Source organism: Natrinema gari JCM 14663 (assembly GCF_000337175.1).
Classification (GTDB): domain Archaea; phylum Halobacteriota; class Halobacteria; order Halobacteriales; family Natrialbaceae; genus Natrinema; species Natrinema gari.
This window is the reverse complement of sequence record NZ_AOIJ01000052.1, coordinates 25,700-42,757: the sequence shown is the minus strand read 5'-3', so window position 1 is coordinate 42,757 and position 17,058 is coordinate 25,700. Positions and strand designations below refer to the sequence as shown.

Sequence of the window (17,058 nt, the reverse complement as noted above, 5' to 3'; positions counted from 1 at the left end):
GGTGCGACTCGATATCGCGCAAGGTGTGAGTCGCAACACGCGAGTCGGCGCTACGCTCTTGTGCGCCCACCTGATACGCCCTGCATGGCCACCCTCGAGGCCCCCATCGAGATCGGCGGCCTGACGGTCCCGAACCGGCTCTACCGCGCGCCGCTGCTCGAGTGTGCGGGCAACGGCCCCGACGCGGTCGACGCGCTGATCGGCGACCTCGAGCCCGCAGCCGAGTCGGGCGTTGGCCTCATCTGTCAGGGTGCGACGATCGTCCGCGGCGAGGGCGGCTGCGCCGCACCGGGGATGACCAGGGTCCACGACCCCGACTTCGTCGCCCAGCTCTCGCGGCTGACCGACCGGGTTCACGACCACGGGAGCCGGATCGTCGTGCAACTCGAGCACGGCGGCCTTCGGAGCATGGAGACCTGGCACGCCGAGTACCGACGCGAGAATCCGGCCCTCGAGCAACTCGCCGTCTCGGAGCCGCCGTGGCAATTGCGCGCCCTCGATCGGCTCGGGTTTCTCGAGTACGACCCCCACGTGCTGACGACCGCCGAGGTGTACGAACTCGCGGCGGATTTCGGCCGCGCTGCGGCCCGCGCCATCGAGGCCGGTTACGACGGCATTCACCTCGCCGGCGCGAACATGGGGATCATCCAGCAGTTCCTGTCGCCGTTCTATAACCGGCGGACCGACGAGTTCGGTGGGAGTCCGGAAGCGCGACTCGAGTTCCTCGCACTGGTTCACGACGAGATCCGCGAGCGGGCCGGCGACGTGCCACTGCTAACCAAGGTGCCGGCCGAAACGCCCGCCCCGCCCGCACCGGTCGTCCGCCGCAAGCTCTCGCTCGCGGACGGTGTCGAAATCGCTCGTCGACTCGAGCGGATCGGCTACGACGCGGTGGTGCCGGTCCGGACTTCGGTCGTCTGGGACATGAGTATCGTCCGCGGGGAGTACCCCGAGCGGGCGTGGGACACCGAAGCCCTGCACGAGCAGTACGACGCGGCCTTTGGCGGCGCGACGCGACGACGGCTCGTCGCTCTGGCGAATCGGATCCAGTCGCTGCAGTACGACTTCGAACCCGCGTGGAACGAGGCCTTCTGTCGGCGCGTGCGCGAACAGGTGTCCATCCCCGTCCTCGCGGAAGGTGGGATTCGAAGGCGAAGAGAGATGGATCGGCTGCTCGGCTCAAGCGGCGGGTCCGGCGGCGGTGACAGTCGCGAGGACCCCGCCTGCGACATGGTCGGCATGGCCCGGCCCTTCTACGCCGAGCCGCGGCTGGGCGCGCGGCTGCTCGAGACAGAGTCCGGAGCCGAACCCCCGCGCGTGCTCTGTGAGAGTTGCAACAACTGTACGGTGCCGCAGGTGACGGGTGCGCCGGGGGTCTGTCGGACGCCGGACGTGCTCCGAAAGCGGGGGGTACTCGAACGGGAGGGCGCGTACGGGCAGCCCGAGAGCGAGTGAATCAGGCCGTGAGAGTGTTGCTCGTCAGTTCCTCGAGCGATCCCTCGACCGTGTAATCGGGTGCCGTAACTCTGAACCGAGAGTCAGTCGAGCCCGCATAGTGGAGCTGCAGCGTGTACGAACCGTCGTCGGCAATCGGTGCCGCTTCGGCGCGGTCCGCATCGAGTTGCGTGAGCATGACCATCTCGCCGGCGTCCGTGGCGTCGGCCTGTCCACGAATTTCGTATGTCGTCCGCTTCTCCGAGACTTTCGCGCCCTCGAGCGGATAGCCGCGATCTACCCAGGCGTTGAATCCCTCGTCGAGCGCGTAGACGTTCTCGTAGCCGTTGTCGATCAGTTTCCCGGCGCGCAATCCAGAGAGGTGGTGTGGACAGCCACAGTAGGTCACGATCCGTTGGTCTTTGGACCAGTCCGCAACCGGATCATCGTTCGGAGTGTACGGCGGGGCAGTACTCAGCGCCGCACCGGCGATGTGGGCCTTTTCGTACTGATCAGCGCCGCGGGCATCGGCGACTCTGGCCTCTTGCCGTTGATACCAGTAGTAGACGTCATCGATGGGTGCCAGCGGCACCTCGACACCATCGAACGTCTGTGTGTCATACGAACTGGTGTCGATCGATCGCTCTTCGGGGTCCGACTCCGAGGTGGGGGCGTACCCATCACTCTCGGTACCGCCGTCGCCGCCGAGGCAACCCACGACGGCCGTCACGGACGCCGTCGATCCCGCTGCGAGAAACTGCCGTCGGTTCATAGGCTGACTGTATGCGAGTCACCCAAATATGGGTTCTGGTAACGGCGACACCGCTCGCCTAACCCCTTCGTTTCAACTGGAAACCGGGGGACGGGGCCGGTGAAGTGCTCGAGTCGAAACGACGTAGAAGTAGTCCATCCTGGATTCGAACCAGGGTCGAAGCCCCCAGAAGGCTTCAGGATTGGCCACTACCCCAATGGACTGACACGGTCCGTCGGTATCGCTTCCGACGTACTACACCATAGTTGGGTTCCGTATTAGAGTGTTACGAACTCGGTCGCGATTCGCAACCGGAACCAAGTTCCAGTATCAGATCCCGGAGACGCCCCACGTAGGGGAGAACTGAATCACAGTGGGCGTTTCGAATGCCGCTGTCGATCGACGGACAGTTCGTCCCAGGACGTGGCGCTCGAGCGCGAACCGATATCCCTTTTCCCCTTACCCGCGCACCCCCGAGTATGTACGTCGGACGATTCGTCGTCGTCGGCCCGGAAGTCGGAGCGTACCGCGTCTCCTCACGATCGTTCCCGAACCGGGAACTCACCGCTCGAGACGAGGCGCTCACCGTGGGACCCACCGAGGATGCCCCGGAAACGGACAACCCCTACGTCTCCTACAACTGCCTGCGGGTCGTCGAGACGCCGACCGGAGAGACGGCCGCTTTCGGCAACGGCTCGCACGTCGATCCGATCGCGGAGAAACTCGAGTTGGGCTACCCCGCACGCGACGCGCTGGCCGAGAGCCTGCTGGCGCTGGATTACGAGAAAGACGACTACGACACGCCCCGGATCGCGGCGACGATCGGCGACGGCGGCGAGGCCCTGATCGGCACCGTTCGCAAGGACGCCCTGCTGGTCGAGACCGTCGACGAGCCGACGCTGGTGGCGACCTACGAGACGGACGCGCCCGAACCGTTCGATCTCGAGGCCGAAAGCGCCACCGAAGCCGCCAGCGAGGTCTACGACCACGAGTTCGAACACGCGGTCTGTGCGGCCGGCGTCGCCCGGACCGACGACGGGTTCGAGACGGCGATCGAGAACGGCGACTGAGAACGACGACCGAGACCGCGGCGTCCCAGTCGTCAGAGCGAGGTTCGCGGACCGCACGCGGGTACTGTCGGTTCGGGCAACCTACAAACCCCTCGCGACTGTTACTGTCGTGCATGAAGGTTGGACTCGTTTCGGACATTCACGGCAACCGGGTCGCGCTCGAGGCCGTCCTCGCGGACATGCCACGGGTCGACGAACTGTACTGTGCGGGCGATGTCGTCGGCTACAACCCGTGGCCCGGCGACTGTGTCGACGAGTTGCGCGAGCGGGACGTGCCGACGGTGATGGGAAACCACGACGCCGCCGTCGTCGGGGAGACACCTGTCCGGTTCAACGGAATGGCCAAGGCGGGCATCGATCACGCCGACCGACGGCTGTCCGAAGCGCAACGCGAGTGGCTCGCCGGCCTCCCGACGGAGCGCCACGAGTGCGACGGCCGCGTCAAGCTCGTCCACGGACATCCCGACGATCCCGACCGGTACACCCGATACACGTACCCCGATGAGTTCTCGCCGCGACTGCTGGGCGACGAGGACGTGTTGGTGCTCGGCCACACCCACACGCAGGGCACGCGGCAGTTCGCGGCGGGGATCGTCGTCAATCCCGGGAGCGTCGGGCAACCGCGAGACGGGGACCCGCGGGCGGGCTATGCGGTCCTCGATCTCGACGCGATGACGGTCGACACCCACCGCGTCGAATACGATATCGACGCCGTTCAGGCGGCGGTCGAGGACGCGAGTCTCCCGAAGCGAATCGGAACACGACTCTCCCGCGGGCAGTGACGGCGATTTCGGAAACGAATCTTTTTACACTCACCCCGCTGCTACGTTCGGGCATGTTATCCACCGGTCCTACCGCGTGTACCGCCCGAAACTATCCTCGGCACGCCGTGGGTCGGTGTTGTCGCTCGGCGCGTCGACCGTCGACGCGAAACCGGCGTCGCTCCGCAACCGCTCCCGAGAGGACCACGACGGAGAGCGATGTTCGGACGCATGCGTGAGGATATCCGGGCGATGCACGAGCGCGACCCCGCCGCGACAGGGTGGCTCGAGGTCCTGCTGTGCTACCCCGGGTTACACGCGATCTGGGCGCATCGGCTCGCCCATCGCTGCTGGTCTCACGGGAGCGGTTGCCGGCTGCTCGCACGGCTGTGTTCCCACCTCGTCCGCTGGCTGACCGGGATCGAGATCCACCCGGCCGCCGAGATCGGCCGCCGGGTGACGATCGACCACGGGATGGGCGTCGTTATCGGCGAGACGGCCGAGATCGGCGACGATGTCCACATGTACCACGGCGTTACGCTCGGCGGCGATACGAACGAACCGGTCAAGCGGCATCCGACGGTCGAGACGGGGGCACAGCTCGGGGCGAACGCCACGCTGCTGGGAGACATCACGATCGGCGCGGACGCGGCCGTCGGTGCCGGCTCGGTCGTCACGAGCGACGTCGAACCCGGCGCGACTGTCGTCGGGGTTCCGGCCGAGCGAGTCGATTGACCGAGGAATCGGACCAACTCATCGGGCAGCGCTCGATGGCCGCGGCGAAAGACACGTGCAAGACGGATCACTGCAACTGATCGTTCGGTCCGGAACGGCGCGTACTGTCGCCCGGCCGAGCGAAAGCGAGGGCGGGCGATGACACTGCGCGAGGGATGAGCGAGTGACGGAACGGAACGAGCGAATCGGCTGGGGAGGGCGTGGCCGCTTCGTGTTGCCGCGATCGCGGGACCCCACCGCCGTCGCTCCGCGTCACCCCTGATTTCGGGCCTAAAACGCCACCGATCGATGCTTAGACGAGCGGTGTGACCAGTTCCCGACCCGCCTCGAGCAACTCTTCCACCCGCTCCTCGTCCTCGGCTTCGGCGTAGACCCGCAGTACCGGCTCGGTGCCGCTCGGGCGAACCAGCAGCCACGAGCCGTCGGCCAGCAGTAGTTTGAACCCGTCTGCGGTGTTGACATCCTCGATCTCGGTCCCCGCGACGGTGTCGGGAATCGCGTCCTCGAGCGCCGCCAGGACCCGCGCTTTCTCGTCGTCGGGGCAGTCGACGCTGCGCTTGTCCTGGACGACGGTGCCGTGTTCGGCGAGCAGTCGGTCGACCCGGTCGTCAAGCGGCGCTTCGGCGTGCATCAGCGCTGCCAGCAAGGCCATCAGGACCCCGTCCTTCTCCCGAACGTGGCCCTGAACGGTGAAGCCGCCCGATTCCTCGCCGCCGACCAGCGCGTCGCCCTCGGCCATCGCCTCGGCGACCCACTTGAAGCCGACCGGGACCTCGCGGACGGTCTCGCCGTGGGCCTCGGCCACCCGATCGATCAGATACGTCGTGGAGACGGTCCGGACGGCCGCGCCCGACGCGTCCTCGAGCAGGAAATCGTACAGCGCGGCGAAAAACAGGTTCTCGTCGAGGTATCCCCGTTCCGGCGTGACGATCGCGATGCGGTCGGCGTCGCCATCGTTGGCAATACCGAGGTCGACGCCGCCGTCATCGTCGGTGACGGTCGCGATCAGGCGGTCGAGGTTCTCGGCGGCCGGCTCGGGCGAGCCGCCGCCGAACTCGGGGTCCCGTTCGCAGCGATAGCGCTCGATGGAAGCACCCGCGCGCTCCAGCACGGCATCGGTCGTGTCGCGGCCGCTCCCGTGCATGGCATCGTAGGCGACGCTGAGTTCGGACAGGTCGGTCCCGCCGGTGATCGACTCGGCGAGGTCGAGGACGGCGTCGGCGTGGGGTGTGGCGAAGTCGACGTCACGAACCGTTCCGTGTTCGCTCTCGGGACGCGGCTCGGGATCGGCGAGGCGATCCGCGATGGCGTCGGTGACGGCCGGCAGGGCCGGCGCACCGTCCGCGGGGATGAATTTCACGCCGTTGTACTCCGGCGGATTGTGCGAGGCGGTGATCACTAGCCCGCCCGCGAGGTCGCGGTCGGCGATCGCATGGGCCACCAGCGGCGTCGGCCGATCACGGTCGGAAAGCAATACGTCGAACCCGTTCGCACACAGCACTCGCGCCAGTTCCTCGGCGAATCCACGCGAACTCTCGCGGGCGTCGTACCCCACCGCGACCGGTCCTTCGAGTCCGGTGTCCGTGAGGTACGTCGCGACCGCCTGCCCCACCATTCGAACGCGAGGAGCGGTGAACTCCTCGAGCGTCGCCCGCCAGCCATCGGTACCGAAGCTGATCGTCTCCATACCCCGTGGTCATCGCCGGCCGCGAAAAAAGCGACGCTGGCGGACGGGAACCGCGAGCGCCGGATCGCCAACGGAGTCAGGCGTCGACGTCAGTGAGACGCTGTTCGAAGAGCCGTTCGCCGGTCTCCTCGCAGGTGACGGCGACGACCTCGTGGGAGGTACAGCAGGATTCGACGACCTCCTCGCCCATCCGGACGTCACCGCCGGACGGACACGTCTCGAGGAACATCCGGAGACCGTTGAGCACCTCGCCTTTCGTTTCGGGGTCGAAGGCGTCCCAGTCGTCGGTCCACGTCTCGAGGGCCCGGCTCGCGGCGATGTCCGCGATCAGGGCGGCTCGAGAGGGCCAGCGGCCGGCACCGCCGGCACTGGACAGCAGGGCGCGACTCTCACCGCGCGTCTCGAGTTCGAACTCGTCGGGGTCGGCGTCGAACCCGAACGCGTCGACGGCCGCATCGACATCGACGCCGGAGTCGGTGAGCGGGTCGATCTCGTCGAACCAGGCGGTCTCGAACTCGTCGGTGAGACAGAGGTCGTCCCGATCCGCGCAGGGCTCGAGGACATCGTGGTCGAGGAAGAACGTCTCGAGGTCGGCGACGGCGGGTTCGTCGGCGTCGGCGGTCGACTCATCGCTGACAGCGTCGGTGTCGGTCGACGCGACGGCATCGGCTTCGTCGAAGGTGGTCTCGCGACCGGCTGCCGGGCGATCGGTCGAGTCGACGGTGCCGAGGCCGCTGGCCACCGCCGGATCGGGTTCCTTGCCGAACCAGCGCAGCACTGCCGGCGGGAGGTACCGCTTGGTCAGCGTCGGCGTCCCGGGGACGAGATACCCACGGAGATAGATCAGCGCGATCGACACCCCCACGGCGAGTACCCCGCCGAGACGGGACTTCCGCGCGATGACCGAGCCGACCACCGCCGCGATGACGAGATTCAACACGGTACAGGGCTCACACCGGTTCGCACCGGTATACTCGGGCTGTTTCAGGTCGTCGACGACATCGAGTTGCATCTCGAATATACTATCACACCCACTATGTATCTATTTTTCGGAGTGAGAGTGTGAGATAATGGTCGACGCAGCGGAGTGGGGCGTCGAGCGGGACTCACTCGAGGCCGACCAATCGTTCCTTCGCGGTGCGACTCAGTTGTTTGATCTCGTACTCGCGTGACATGGCGGCCGATTTCGAGTCGAACGTCTCGCGATAACGGAGTTTGACCGGTGTCCGTCCGCGCGTGTATTTCGCTCCCTCGCCGGCGTCGTGTTCGGCGACGCGTCGCTCGAGGTCGGTCGTGTAGCCGGTGTACAGCGAGCCGTCGGCACACTCGAGGACGTAGACGACGTGATCGGCCATCGGTCGTGGCCAGGTGTGGGAACGTAAAAAGCGTCTCGTCGTGGGGGCGCGTGGTTGTTGATCCGTGTCACTCCGAAGTCAGGTACCGCGAGCGCGCTCTTTCGCAGCTTCAGCGATTCCGGCGTTGGCCGAACAACTGACACACGCATGGATTTCGCCGTGTTCGTCGGCGAAAACGCGTGCAAACCGTTCGGAGACGTGCGCGCCGCAGTGATCACACTTAGGCATTGGTCACACCGGCCGGAGCCGGTACTACCGACTAGTGGGCGAACAAATAAATAGCCTTCTCCATACACTGTTTGGCTTTTCCGTTGTAGAAAGTATTTTTCCGAAAAGGTGCACGCCACCCGATCACATGCCAGATCGATCGATCGGACGATCAGCGCCGACTCCCCTGAGCTCGGCTTCAGCCCGTGCCGGCGACAGCGAACCGTCGGCGACGGTCTCGAGGGGTTCGCGGGTACTCGGTCTCGAGGTCGACACACTCGACTCCGTCGACCCGGTCGGCCGAGACGAGATGGAGACTCAGTGACTCGGTATCGCTGAACGCACGTACGAGCCCTGGAGGCCCGCGCGCGAGCCGAATGCCGGGCTCGAAGAGCCGCGAAATTCCGGGCGGCCGCTCATCAAACATATACTTTCCGGTGGTGACGGGGATCGAAACGGGCGAATGAACCGCTGCAACCCCCGTATTTCTACGACTAACCAAAACCGTTATATGAGGTAACGCGAAACGAGTAGATCGTATGGCAGATCTTATCGTCAAAGCCGCCGTCAAGGAAGCGCTCGATGACAAAAACGTTGCTTCGGACTTCTACGACGCGCTCGACGAGGAAGTCGACGAACTCCTCGAGGACGCCGCCCGGCGTGCAGAGGCTAACGACCGGAAGACGGTCCAGCCCCGCGACCTGTAAGGTACGATTGCACCGCGATTTTTTCGACCGCTACGTCGATAGCGGCCAGTATCGCCGGCCGGAAGGTGAGCGTCCGTCCCACCCCGAGACGGACCGAACGAACGCACCTAGCGGCGGCGCTGGTCGATGTACTCGTTCGTTCGTCCGAGCACGACGTATTCCGTGTCCCGTAATTCCGAAAGCGACGCCGAACCGGTGACGAACATCGCCGTCCGTAGTTCCAACCTGAGCGTCTCGATCAGGTCGACGACCTCGTCGACACCCTGCCCGGCCGGTCCGAGAAACGGTTTCGCGAGCCCGCCGGCACGGGCCCCAAGCGCGATCGCCTTGGCGATATCCAGCCCGGAGCGAACGCCGCCGCTTGCGATCACACAATCGTGGACTGTCGCCGCCTCGAGCGTGCTCACCGCGGTCGGGACACCCCACGCGCGAAACAGGCGGCCGATCGCTTCCTGTCGCTGGGCACCGACCGCGGCCGCTCGGTGGGACTCGATTCCCGACCACGTCGTTCCGCCCTGACCGGCGACATCGACAGCATCGACGCCGGCGTCGGCGAGTCGGGTCGCCGTTTCTCGTGACATCCCGTTGCCCGTTTCTTTGACGATCACCGGCACCGAAAGTTCGTCGGCGACTCGCTCGATCGCTGCGAGACACCCACGAGCGTCGACATCGCCCTCGGGCTGGACGGCCTCCTGCAGGAAGTTCAGGTGAATCGCCATCGCGTCGGCGTCGATCATCGCCACGGCTTCCTCGACATCGTCCACGCCGTACTCGAGCAACTGGGCCGCGCCGACGTTTCCGTAGAGGAAGGCGTTCGGGGCGGCGTCTCGGACGACCGTATACGACTCGAGAACCGCTTCGTCGTCGAGTTCGAGGCCGGCACGCTGGCTGCCGACGCCCATGGCGACGTTCGTTCGTTCGGCGGCTTCCGCGAGCGTCCGATTTAGTTTCGTGGTGTTCGGGTGCCCCCCGGTCATGCTCTCGATAACGATCGGGGCTGCGAGTTCGTGGCCGAACAGGTCCGCGGTCGTCTCGATTTCGTCGCGGTGTACCTCCGGAAGCGCCTCGTGGACGAGGTCGATATCGGCGAAGCCTGCACCGGTCGTCTCGACGTCTTCTTCCTCGATAATACGGATGTGGTCGTCTTTTCGATCGGATGTCTCGGGCATTGAACCGTCTCCTCCGAAAAGTCGCGTGTCGGTGTTGAAAAGCTGTCTATTCCGCGTTTTGATCGACACCACGACCGCCAATCTGCCGGCCGCCGGCTCGAGGTTTTTGCCCCGCGCCGTGGGAGACGTGACACATGTTGCGCGAACTCTTAATCGGCTTCGGGGTCGTCGAGATCCTCAAACCGGAGCCGATCATCCGGCTGTGCGAACGGATCGGGCTGCGAAATCCCGGCGCGGCCGAGCGACGACCGTTGGCACTGACGGGGGCGCGGCTCGAGGGGCTCGTCTTCGTCTGGGTGCTCGTCCATGGTCGCCAGGGATCGACGCTCGTCTCCGCGCTGCTCGGGGTCGCGGGCCTGACGCTCGTCCTCGTTCCCCGACCGATCATCGAGCTCAGCCAGCACCTGGTCTACGCCGATACGGACCGGCTCGAGGTACAGCCGTGGGTAGTCCCCGCAGCGCGGCTGCTGGGTGTGCTCTATCTGACCGTGACCCTGCTCTCGCGGCGGACGGGGACGGAACCGACCGACGAGGACCGCAACGACGCGGATCGGTGCTCGCGCTGTCGACGGCTTTGCTCGGGATGACGGACGTGCGGCGAGCGACTCAGTACCGACGGACGTCGACGCCGTCGTCGGTGCCGACGTAGGTCGCGTCGGCCACCCCGACGAACAGGCCGTGTTCGACGACACCCGGGAGCCCTGAGAGCCGCGTCGCCAGTCCGTCAGGGTCGTCGATCGGTCCGAACTCGCAGTCCAGCACCAGATTGCCGTTGTCGGTCACGACCGGCCCGTCCTTTTGCTCGGCCGCTCTGAGGGTCGCCTCGCCGCCCAGTTCGGCGAGGCGATCCGCGACGACGGTGTGTGCGTCGGGGAGCACTTCGACGGGAACCGAGCGCTCGAGTCGGTCGGTCAGCTTCGAGGGGTCGGCGACGACGACGAACCGGTCCGCGGCCGTATCGACGAGTTTCTCGCGCGCATGGGCCGCGCCGCCGCCCTTGATGAGCGCGCCGTGAGCGGTGGCGTCGGGCGCGTCGACGACCCGATCGGCACCGTCGATCGCGAGGTCGATGCCGTCGACGGTGTCGAGACTGGTCAGGGGGATCCCGACTGCCAGCGCCAGTTGCCGGGCCTGAAACGAGGTCGGGATCCCTCGGATGTCGAGGCCGTCGTCGATCGCCCGCCCGATCGCTCGGATGGCGTGGGCGGTCGTCGACCCGGTGCCGAGTCCGACCACGAATCCGTTCTCGATCTCCTCGGCCGCCCGTTCACCGGCACGCCGTTTCGCCGCGTCGGAACCGCCGTCCGTCTTCATGGGTGTGCAAGCGAGCGGCGGCGAGAAAAACGTTACACCTCCACCCCGGCCCGTAGTGCCACCGGATGACAGCTACGGCCGCCCGTATCAGAGGTCGACGCGGTCGAACCGCCAGAGGCCGAGCCCGATCGGGATGGCGGCCCAGATCGCGAGGATAACGAATCCGAACCAGGGCTCGGCGACGAGCGGTACCGTCGAGATGTCGTATGCACTGGCCACCGTGGGACCGGTTCGGTTCAGGACGGCACCGATCGCGGAGCCGTAGGCGGCGTCCGGTGTCACCGCGTTGTAGACGAGGTACCAATCAGGCGGTGACTCCACCAAGGACATCCCCTCGATCACAGAGAGGAGGATCATGCCGACGATCCCCCAGACGACTTTAAACAGTATCACGACGCTGAGCGCACCGACCGCCGCTCTGGTCGTCGACCGCGTCATCGCGGAGAACCCGACACCGATGGCGACGTAGACGAGTCCGAACAGTATCGTCACGGCGGTGAACGCGACGTAATCGGTGAGCGAAACCGATCCGACGAACGCGAAGAGGCCGAGCAGGCCGATGGTAAAGCCCACGAAGATCGAAACGGCCACGACACCGGTCCGGCCGAGCACCTTCCCGAGAAGGATATCGCGACGGCGGTGTGGGAGCCCGAGCAGGAACTTCAGGCTGCCGCTCTCTCGCTCGCCGGCGATCGCGCCGTACCCGACGATCAGGGCGATGATAGGGACGAGAAACCCGGCGGGTGCCTGGAGAGTGAGGACCAGTTCGATCGTCGACTGGGCACTGGCGTCGTCGAACAGTCCCGAAACCCACGATGCGAGGGCCGCGCCGCCGACGGTAAACAGGGCGAACAGGACGGTCAACCCGATCAGCACGCGTGATCGAATCGCATCCCGGAAGTCCTTCTTCGCGACGGTGATCGCACTCATTGTATCACCCCCGCACTGCCGGCCGAGTCCGACGTGTAGGCCACGAACAGGTCCTCGAGCGAGGATTCGTCGGTTTCGAAGTCCTCGACTGAGACGCCGTAGTCCTCGATCCGCCGCAGTACGGTCGTCTTCGCGCGGTCCTCGCAGGCGACGACGAGGGTCCGGCCCTCGGGCTCGACAGACGACACGCCGTCGATGGAGTCGATCGCCTCGAGCGCGCTCGCGGAATCGTCGGGGATGCGGTCGAGCGTCACGCGAAGTCGGGTCTGGGTCGGCATCGAGTCACGGAGGCCGTCGATGGTGTCCTCGGCGATCAGGTGGCCATCACGGAGAATGCCGACGCGGTCACAGACTGCCTCGACCTGTCCGAGGACGTGCGAGGAAAAGAAGATGGTCGCACCGCGGGCGTTCTCCTCACGGATGATTTCCCGCATCTCGCGGGCCCCGTTGGGGTCGAGGCCGGTCGAGGGCTCGTCGAGGATCAACAGATCGGGCTCGCCGACGAGGGCCGTCGCGAGCATGAGCCGTTGGGCCATCCCTTTCGAGTAGCCGCCGGCTTTCTTCGCGGCGGCGTCGGCGATTCCGACCCGCTCGAGGAGTTCGTCGGGATCGTCGTCGGCCGCTTTCGATTCGATGGCGAACTCGACGTGCTGGCGACCGGTCAGGCGGTCGTACAGCGTGGCCCCCTCCGGAAGGATGCCAGTCCGGTTGCGGATCTCGAGGCTATCCGATCGCACGTCCAGATCGAAGACGCGGACGTCGCCGCGAGTCGGACGGATGAAATCGAGCACGAGGTTGATCGTCGTGGACTTGCCCGCGCCGTTGGGGCCGAGAAAGCCGTATATCTCTCCGCTCTCGACGGTGAGGTCTAGTCCGTCGAGTGCCAGTTCGGTGCCGTATCGTTTCGTCACGCCGGAGATATCGATCGCGCTCACGTTAATTATCTAAGTTATTGAGATTTAGATATAAATCCTTTGCTTGTGACGATATATCACGTTTCTGAGGACGGTATAGCAATCGATTGCCGAGTGGACGAGCGAACCGGCGGTAGCGCTGTCCGTCGGCGGTCGTTGAACGGAGAGACGGGTGTCGGTATCGGCCGGGTAGCGTCGCCGTTTCGTGCCGCTCTAAATATATCACTGACAGAAAATCCGGGAAAGGAATATATGACCTATTCGAGTATCATCGCTTGTATATGAGAGCACTCACGTCGTATACGACTGATCGGAGCGGTATCGATCGGCACGGGAACTCCGACGGTCGATCGATGAGCGGATCGAGCGAGGTGGTGTGATGTTGCGACTCGCCCTCCTTCCGCTGCAGGTCGGCGGCGAAGCCGCCAACGTCGATTCAACGGCGGTCCTCGTCGGGATGATACTCGGGGTCATCCTCACCGTGCTGATCGCGGGCAGTGCCGGCTACTGGGTGTACAAAGACGCCTCGAAGCGCGAGAACAACGAACTCCAGTGGGGAATCGGCGTCGCGGCGACGCTGTTCTTCCTGTTTCCGATCGGCATCCTCGTCCTGGTCGCGTATGTCATTGTCCGGGGCGACGAGACGGGAACGGAACCGATGCAGGAAGGAGGAGCCGCCGGGGGCGACTGGTAGCCGCCGATCGGACCGACGACCGGACGACCGCGGACCCGCGTCGTTTGCGGACCACGCTGTTGCGCCGAACTTTTTTTGAACCGTCCGTGGACGATCCTGCATGGCACGGGAGACGGCAGTAGCCCTCGAGAACGTCCGCAAGACCTATCGGATCGGCGAACCCGTTCACGCGCTCGACGGCGTCTCTCTCGCGGTGCCGCGGGGATCGTACACCGCGATCATGGGACCGAGCGGTTCCGGCAAGTCGACCCTGATGAACCTCGTGGGCTGTCTTGATACGCCGACAGCGGGCGAGGTCGTTGTCGGCGGCCGGCCGGTCGGCGCGCTCGGGGACCGCGAACGGACGCGGCTCCGGGGGACGGAGGTGGGGTTCGTCTTCCAGACGTTCAACCTGATGCCGCGGCTGAACGCCCTCGAGAACGTGGCCCTGCCGCAGTTGTTCCAGGGCATCGATCGGGCCGAACGCCGGGAGCGGGCGCGGGACCTGCTCGAGCGGGTGGGTCTCGGCGACCGCGCGGATCACCTGCCGAACGAACTATCAGGGGGCCAACGACAGCGGGTCGCGCTCGCGCGAGCACTGGTCAACGACCCGGCGATCGTGCTGGCCGACGAACCGTCGGGGAACCTCGATACCGACACCGAAGCGGACATTCTGGATCTCTTCGACGAGTTTCACGCGGCCGGGACGACGATGCTCGTCGTCACCCACGAGCGACACGTCGCCGACCGCGCCGACCGCATCGTCCACCTCCTCGATGGGAAAATCGAGCGGATCGAGGACCTCGAGGGCGACGATGCGAGTGGGTCAGCAGCGGACCCGGGACGCGGGACGGAGCCGGCATCCGACGCGGACGCGGATTCCGAGACTGGGTCGCCGTCGAGACATCGAGAGGCCGATTCCGAATGAACCCGCTCGAGAGCCTGCGCCTGTCCTGGCGCTCCATTCGCGGCCACAAACTCCGGTCGGCGCTGACGACGCTGGGGATCGTGATCGGCATCGCGGCGGTGATCGCGTTCGTCACGCTGGGTGCCAGCCTCCAGGCGGGCATTATCGGCGACATCAGCCCGGACGACCGGCGCAACGTCTACGGCTGGGCCGCCGATCCCGACATCGAGGGCGGCCCCTTGGCGGGAGCCCAACCCGTATTCACCCCGGACGACCTCGAGTCGGTCGCGGCGCAACCGGACGTGGCGGCGGCCTACGGCTACGCGACGATTCAAACGCAGGCGATCTCGAACGGCAACGAGACGGTCGCACAGGGGAACGGATTGATCGCCACGGGGCCGTCGTATATCCGCGAGAGCAGGCTAGCCGAGGGCAGGCAATTCGAGCGAGGGGAACGCGAGGCGGTGGTCAACCCCGCGGCGGCGAACCAGTTCGAGGAGAACGTCACTCTCGGCGACGAACTCACGGTGACGATCCTCGGCGGCGAGCGCACGACTCTCGAGGTGGTCGGCATCACCGACACCAGCGAGGGACAGAGTCCGTTCGAGGGCTTCGAATCCTCGCCGCGGATCTACGTGCCGACGGACCCCTACTACGCGGCGCAGGCGGCCGGACTGGGAATCGGCGGTGGGAGCGGTGGCGAGAACGAGACCGGAACCGGTGACGAAAACGGGACCGGCATCGGAGACGCCCGCTTCCTCGCGATCATTATCGAAGCCGACTCGGCCGCCCAATCCGATATCGACGCCGCTCGTGAGAGCGCGAGCGCCTACCTCGAGAGCGACCGATCCGATGCAAGCGAGTTGCTGGGCGACGATCTCGAGGTCACGTTCCGGACGAGTACGGAACTGCTCCAGCAACTCCAGGACGTGTTGGCCCTGCTTCGGAACTTCATCGTCGGCATCGCGGCCATCTCCCTGCTGGTCGGCTCGATCGGCATCGCGAACATCATGCTCGTCAGTGTCACCGAGCGAACCCGGGAGATCGGCATCATGAAAGCCGTCGGCGCGCAGAACCGCGACGTGCTCGGGCTCTTTCTCACCGAGGCGGTGATCCTCGGCGTCATCGGCGCGATCCTGGGAACGGGGCTGGGGCTGCTCGGCGGCTATCTCGGTGCGCAGTACATCGACCTGCCGCTGGTCTACCCCCTCGAGTACGTAGCGCTGGCGGTCGGCGTCGGGATTCTCGTCGGGATTCTCGCCGGCCTGTATCCGGCCTGGCGGGCCGCGCGAACGGACCCGATCGATGCGCTCAGATACGAGTGACACGGCTACCAGAACGGCCGGCGTCGCTTACGGTCGCGATCAGCGATCCGGCTCTCGATTTCGGTTACGGTCCGGATCGCGCTCCCCGTCGGGCCCGTCCGACGGTTCTCGACCCGACCGCCCGTCCCGGTCCAACCCACGCATCGTCTCGGGATCGCGGTCTCGAGTCGACATCGAATCGGCGTCTCGGTCCGAGGGCGGCGGGATGTCGGCAGTGCGCGACGGGTGCTCCGATGCCGTCGAGAAGCCGATGGTGTCCTGCGTCCGTCGTCGTTTATCGGGATATTCGCGTGCGAGGTAGGCCCCGAGATACCCGCCGAGAGCGGAGAGCCCGACGGTGTAGGCGAGAACGATCAGGAGGGCGATGATGACGACAATCGAGAGGACGGCGATGCCGCCGCCCGGAGCGCCGCCGAGCAGTCCCAGTCCGAGGAACCCGAAGACGAGGGCTCCTCCGGTCGCGATCGGGAGGAACATGACGACCCCGGCGAGTACACCCGCGATCGTCCCCGCTCGTTCGTCGGGTCCCTCGAGAAAGCCCGCGACGGCTCCGCCGAGGATGGTCGAGCCGAGGATAAACGAGAGCGCGACGCCGACGACGGCACCGATGACCGCGTTGATGACCGTACGGGTGCTGACCATGCCGAACGGACGACGGGACCGGTGAAAATTGTAGCGGAGAACGGCGGCAATGGACAGAGGAAACGGCTGGTCCCGAAGGGGATGCCCGTCGGTCAGCGGCAGATTCAGTCCGCTACCCTTCAATATTACCACAAAAAATATGTTTCGGTAGGATAAACATAAGGATGAGATACAAGACATGATTCAGCCCCACTTAGAGGGAAAACTCGGGCGGGCGATAGCGGTCTCAGCGAGCAGTGACCGATCACCGCGGAACCAACAACGATGACAGAACCATCCATGCTCGGACGGCTGAACGGGGTATTGAAAGAAAACTATCTCCGTCACACAGTCATCGCGATGCTCGTCGTTTTCGCTATCAAAATCGGGTTCGACATCTACAACGGAGAAGACCCATCGCTCATCGAAGCGATCGGTTCCGGTGTGTTCATGGGGGTAATATACTACGGCGGAATGAAATACGGCAGCTCATAGTCG

General features: G+C 65.5%; 20 protein-coding genes and 1 tRNA gene. 10 read left to right on the top strand and 11 right to left on the bottom strand.

The window, feature by feature from the left end; translation table 11 throughout:
* The first annotated feature begins 84 nt into the window (after positions 1–84).
* Positions 85–1,455: an oxidoreductase gene (locus C486_RS11350; RefSeq protein ID WP_008456215.1), complete on the top strand. Its 1,371-nt coding sequence runs from the start codon at positions 85–87 to the stop codon at positions 1,453–1,455.
* 1 nt (position 1,456) lies between these two features.
* Here C486_RS11350 and C486_RS11345 read toward each other — a convergent pair whose 3' ends face one another.
* On the bottom strand, positions 1,457–2,206 hold the full coding sequence (locus C486_RS11345; RefSeq protein WP_008456212.1) for a rhodanese-like domain-containing protein: 750 nt from the start codon (positions 2,204–2,206) through the stop codon (positions 1,457–1,459).
* Between the two features lie 130 nt (positions 2,207–2,336).
* Positions 2,337–2,409, bottom strand: a tRNA-Gln gene (locus C486_RS11340).
* A gap of 255 nt (positions 2,410–2,664) precedes the next feature.
* Between C486_RS11340 and C486_RS11335 the strand changes: the two genes are divergently transcribed.
* The 3 genes from C486_RS11335 (at position 2,665) to cysE (ending at position 4,751) form a co-directional block, all read left to right on the top strand.
* Entirely contained in the window at positions 2,665–3,255 is a 591-nt protein-coding gene (locus C486_RS11335; protein WP_008456210.1) for an IMP cyclohydrolase, read from the top strand.
* A gap of 113 nt (positions 3,256–3,368) precedes the next feature.
* Complete coding sequence (locus C486_RS11330) at positions 3,369–4,037, top strand: metallophosphoesterase family protein (protein ID WP_008456208.1); 669 nt, start codon at positions 3,369–3,371, stop codon at positions 4,035–4,037.
* A gap of 198 nt (positions 4,038–4,235) precedes the next feature.
* On the top strand, positions 4,236–4,751 hold the full coding sequence (gene cysE, locus C486_RS11325) for a serine O-acetyltransferase (protein ID WP_008456207.1): 516 nt from the start codon (positions 4,236–4,238) through the stop codon (positions 4,749–4,751).
* Between the two features lie 292 nt (positions 4,752–5,043).
* Here the strand turns inward: cysE and C486_RS11320 are convergent, their stop codons facing one another.
* From C486_RS11320 to C486_RS22940, 4 genes are all read right to left on the bottom strand, one after another.
* Complete coding sequence (locus C486_RS11320) at positions 5,044–6,438, bottom strand: phosphoglucomutase (protein WP_008456205.1); 1,395 nt, start codon at positions 6,436–6,438, stop codon at positions 5,044–5,046.
* Positions 6,439–6,514: 76 nt separating this feature from the next.
* A complete protein-coding gene (locus C486_RS11315; RefSeq protein ID WP_008456203.1) occupies positions 6,515–7,450 on the bottom strand; it encodes a hypothetical protein in 936 nt (311 codons plus the stop codon).
* A 94-nt stretch (positions 7,451–7,544) separates the two neighbouring features.
* On the bottom strand, positions 7,545–7,793 hold the full coding sequence (locus C486_RS11310; RefSeq protein ID WP_008456202.1) for a GIY-YIG nuclease family protein: 249 nt from the start codon (positions 7,791–7,793) through the stop codon (positions 7,545–7,547).
* Between the two features lie 78 nt (positions 7,794–7,871).
* Entirely contained in the window at positions 7,872–8,021 is a 150-nt protein-coding gene (locus tag C486_RS22940) for a DUF7563 family protein (protein ID WP_006184973.1), read from the bottom strand.
* 518 nt (positions 8,022–8,539) lie between these two features.
* On the opposite strand from C486_RS22940, the gene C486_RS11300 reads away from it, so the two are divergent.
* Complete coding sequence (locus C486_RS11300) at positions 8,540–8,707, top strand: DUF1931 family protein (RefSeq protein ID WP_004267503.1); 168 nt, start codon at positions 8,540–8,542, stop codon at positions 8,705–8,707.
* A 107-nt stretch (positions 8,708–8,814) separates the two neighbouring features.
* Here the strand turns inward: C486_RS11300 and fni are convergent, their stop codons facing one another.
* Entirely contained in the window at positions 8,815–9,876 is a 1,062-nt protein-coding gene (gene fni, locus C486_RS11295; protein WP_008456200.1) for a type 2 isopentenyl-diphosphate Delta-isomerase, read from the bottom strand.
* A gap of 134 nt (positions 9,877–10,010) precedes the next feature.
* On the opposite strand from fni, the gene C486_RS11290 reads away from it, so the two are divergent.
* Positions 10,011–10,463 (top strand): hypothetical protein, encoded by a 453-nt coding sequence (locus tag C486_RS11290; protein WP_008456199.1) that lies wholly within the window; start codon positions 10,011–10,013, stop codon positions 10,461–10,463.
* Positions 10,464–10,482: 19 nt separating this feature from the next.
* Here the strand turns inward: C486_RS11290 and rpiA are convergent, their stop codons facing one another.
* The 3 genes from rpiA to C486_RS11275 form a co-directional block, all read right to left on the bottom strand.
* On the bottom strand, positions 10,483–11,190 hold the full coding sequence (rpiA, locus tag C486_RS11285) for a ribose-5-phosphate isomerase RpiA (protein WP_008456198.1): 708 nt from the start codon (positions 11,188–11,190) through the stop codon (positions 10,483–10,485).
* An 87-nt stretch (positions 11,191–11,277) separates the two neighbouring features.
* Positions 11,278–12,120 carry an ABC transporter permease gene (locus C486_RS11280; RefSeq protein WP_008456197.1) on the bottom strand — a complete coding sequence of 281 codons (843 nt, stop codon included), beginning with the start codon at positions 12,118–12,120 and terminating at the stop codon, positions 11,278–11,280.
* Positions 12,117–13,055, bottom strand: a complete 939-nt coding sequence (locus tag C486_RS11275; RefSeq protein ID WP_008456196.1) for an ABC transporter ATP-binding protein — start codon at positions 13,053–13,055, stop codon at positions 12,117–12,119. Before C486_RS11275 ends, C486_RS11280 begins: the two co-directional genes overlap by 4 nt.
* A 358-nt stretch (positions 13,056–13,413) precedes the next feature.
* On the opposite strand from C486_RS11275, the gene C486_RS11270 reads away from it, so the two are divergent.
* From C486_RS11270 to C486_RS11260, 3 genes are all read left to right on the top strand, one after another.
* Positions 13,414–13,728 (top strand): hypothetical protein, encoded by a 315-nt coding sequence (locus tag C486_RS11270; protein WP_008456195.1) that lies wholly within the window; start codon positions 13,414–13,416, stop codon positions 13,726–13,728.
* Between the two features lie 100 nt (positions 13,729–13,828).
* On the top strand, positions 13,829–14,635 hold the full coding sequence (locus C486_RS11265) for an ABC transporter ATP-binding protein (RefSeq protein ID WP_008456194.1): 807 nt from the start codon (positions 13,829–13,831) through the stop codon (positions 14,633–14,635).
* Complete coding sequence (locus C486_RS11260) at positions 14,632–15,939, top strand: ABC transporter permease (RefSeq protein WP_008456193.1); 1,308 nt, start codon at positions 14,632–14,634, stop codon at positions 15,937–15,939. Before C486_RS11265 ends, C486_RS11260 begins: the two co-directional genes overlap by 4 nt.
* 39 nt (positions 15,940–15,978) lie before the next feature.
* On the opposite strand, the gene C486_RS11255 is transcribed toward C486_RS11260, so the two are convergent.
* Positions 15,979–16,581, bottom strand: coding sequence for a DUF5518 domain-containing protein (locus C486_RS11255; RefSeq protein ID WP_008456191.1), 603 nt, complete (start codon positions 16,579–16,581; stop codon positions 15,979–15,981).
* 264 nt (positions 16,582–16,845) lie between these two features.
* Between C486_RS11255 and C486_RS11250 the strand changes: the two genes are divergently transcribed.
* A complete protein-coding gene (locus tag C486_RS11250; protein ID WP_241432499.1) occupies positions 16,846–17,055 on the top strand; it encodes a hypothetical protein in 210 nt (69 codons plus the stop codon).
* Positions 17,056–17,058: the final 3 nt, after the last annotated feature.

Coding starts and splice junctions, on each gene's coding strand:
- C486_RS11265 (WP_008456194.1), top strand. CDS start 13,829: ATGGCACGGGAGACGGCAGTAGCCCTCGAGAACGTCCGCAAGACCTAT.
- C486_RS11350 (WP_008456215.1), top strand. CDS start 85: ATGGCCACCCTCGAGGCCCCCATCGAGATCGGCGGCCTGACGGTCCCG.
- fni (WP_008456200.1), bottom strand. CDS start 9,876: ATGCCCGAGACATCCGATCGAAAAGACGACCACATCCGTATTATCGAG.
- C486_RS11260 (WP_008456193.1), top strand. CDS start 14,632: ATGAACCCGCTCGAGAGCCTGCGCCTGTCCTGGCGCTCCATTCGCGGC.
- C486_RS11345 (WP_008456212.1), bottom strand. CDS start 2,206: ATGAACCGACGGCAGTTTCTCGCAGCGGGATCGACGGCGTCCGTGACG.
- C486_RS11330 (WP_008456208.1), top strand. CDS start 3,369: ATGAAGGTTGGACTCGTTTCGGACATTCACGGCAACCGGGTCGCGCTC.
- C486_RS11335 (WP_008456210.1), top strand. CDS start 2,665: ATGTACGTCGGACGATTCGTCGTCGTCGGCCCGGAAGTCGGAGCGTAC.
- C486_RS11250 (WP_241432499.1), top strand. CDS start 16,846: ATGACAGAACCATCCATGCTCGGACGGCTGAACGGGGTATTGAAAGAA.
- C486_RS11255 (WP_008456191.1), bottom strand. CDS start 16,581: ATGGTCAGCACCCGTACGGTCATCAACGCGGTCATCGGTGCCGTCGTC.
- C486_RS22940 (WP_006184973.1), bottom strand. CDS start 8,021: ATGCCTAAGTGTGATCACTGCGGCGCGCACGTCTCCGAACGGTTTGCA.
- C486_RS11300 (WP_004267503.1), top strand. CDS start 8,540: ATGGCAGATCTTATCGTCAAAGCCGCCGTCAAGGAAGCGCTCGATGAC.
- C486_RS11280 (WP_008456197.1), bottom strand. CDS start 12,120: ATGAGTGCGATCACCGTCGCGAAGAAGGACTTCCGGGATGCGATTCGA.
- C486_RS11320 (WP_008456205.1), bottom strand. CDS start 6,438: ATGGAGACGATCAGCTTCGGTACCGATGGCTGGCGGGCGACGCTCGAG.
- C486_RS11315 (WP_008456203.1), bottom strand. CDS start 7,450: ATGCAACTCGATGTCGTCGACGACCTGAAACAGCCCGAGTATACCGGT.
- rpiA (WP_008456198.1), bottom strand. CDS start 11,190: ATGAAGACGGACGGCGGTTCCGACGCGGCGAAACGGCGTGCCGGTGAA.
- C486_RS11270 (WP_008456195.1), top strand. CDS start 13,414: ATGTTGCGACTCGCCCTCCTTCCGCTGCAGGTCGGCGGCGAAGCCGCC.
- C486_RS11290 (WP_008456199.1), top strand. CDS start 10,011: ATGTTGCGCGAACTCTTAATCGGCTTCGGGGTCGTCGAGATCCTCAAA.
- C486_RS11310 (WP_008456202.1), bottom strand. CDS start 7,793: ATGGCCGATCACGTCGTCTACGTCCTCGAGTGTGCCGACGGCTCGCTG.
- cysE (WP_008456207.1), top strand. CDS start 4,236: ATGTTCGGACGCATGCGTGAGGATATCCGGGCGATGCACGAGCGCGAC.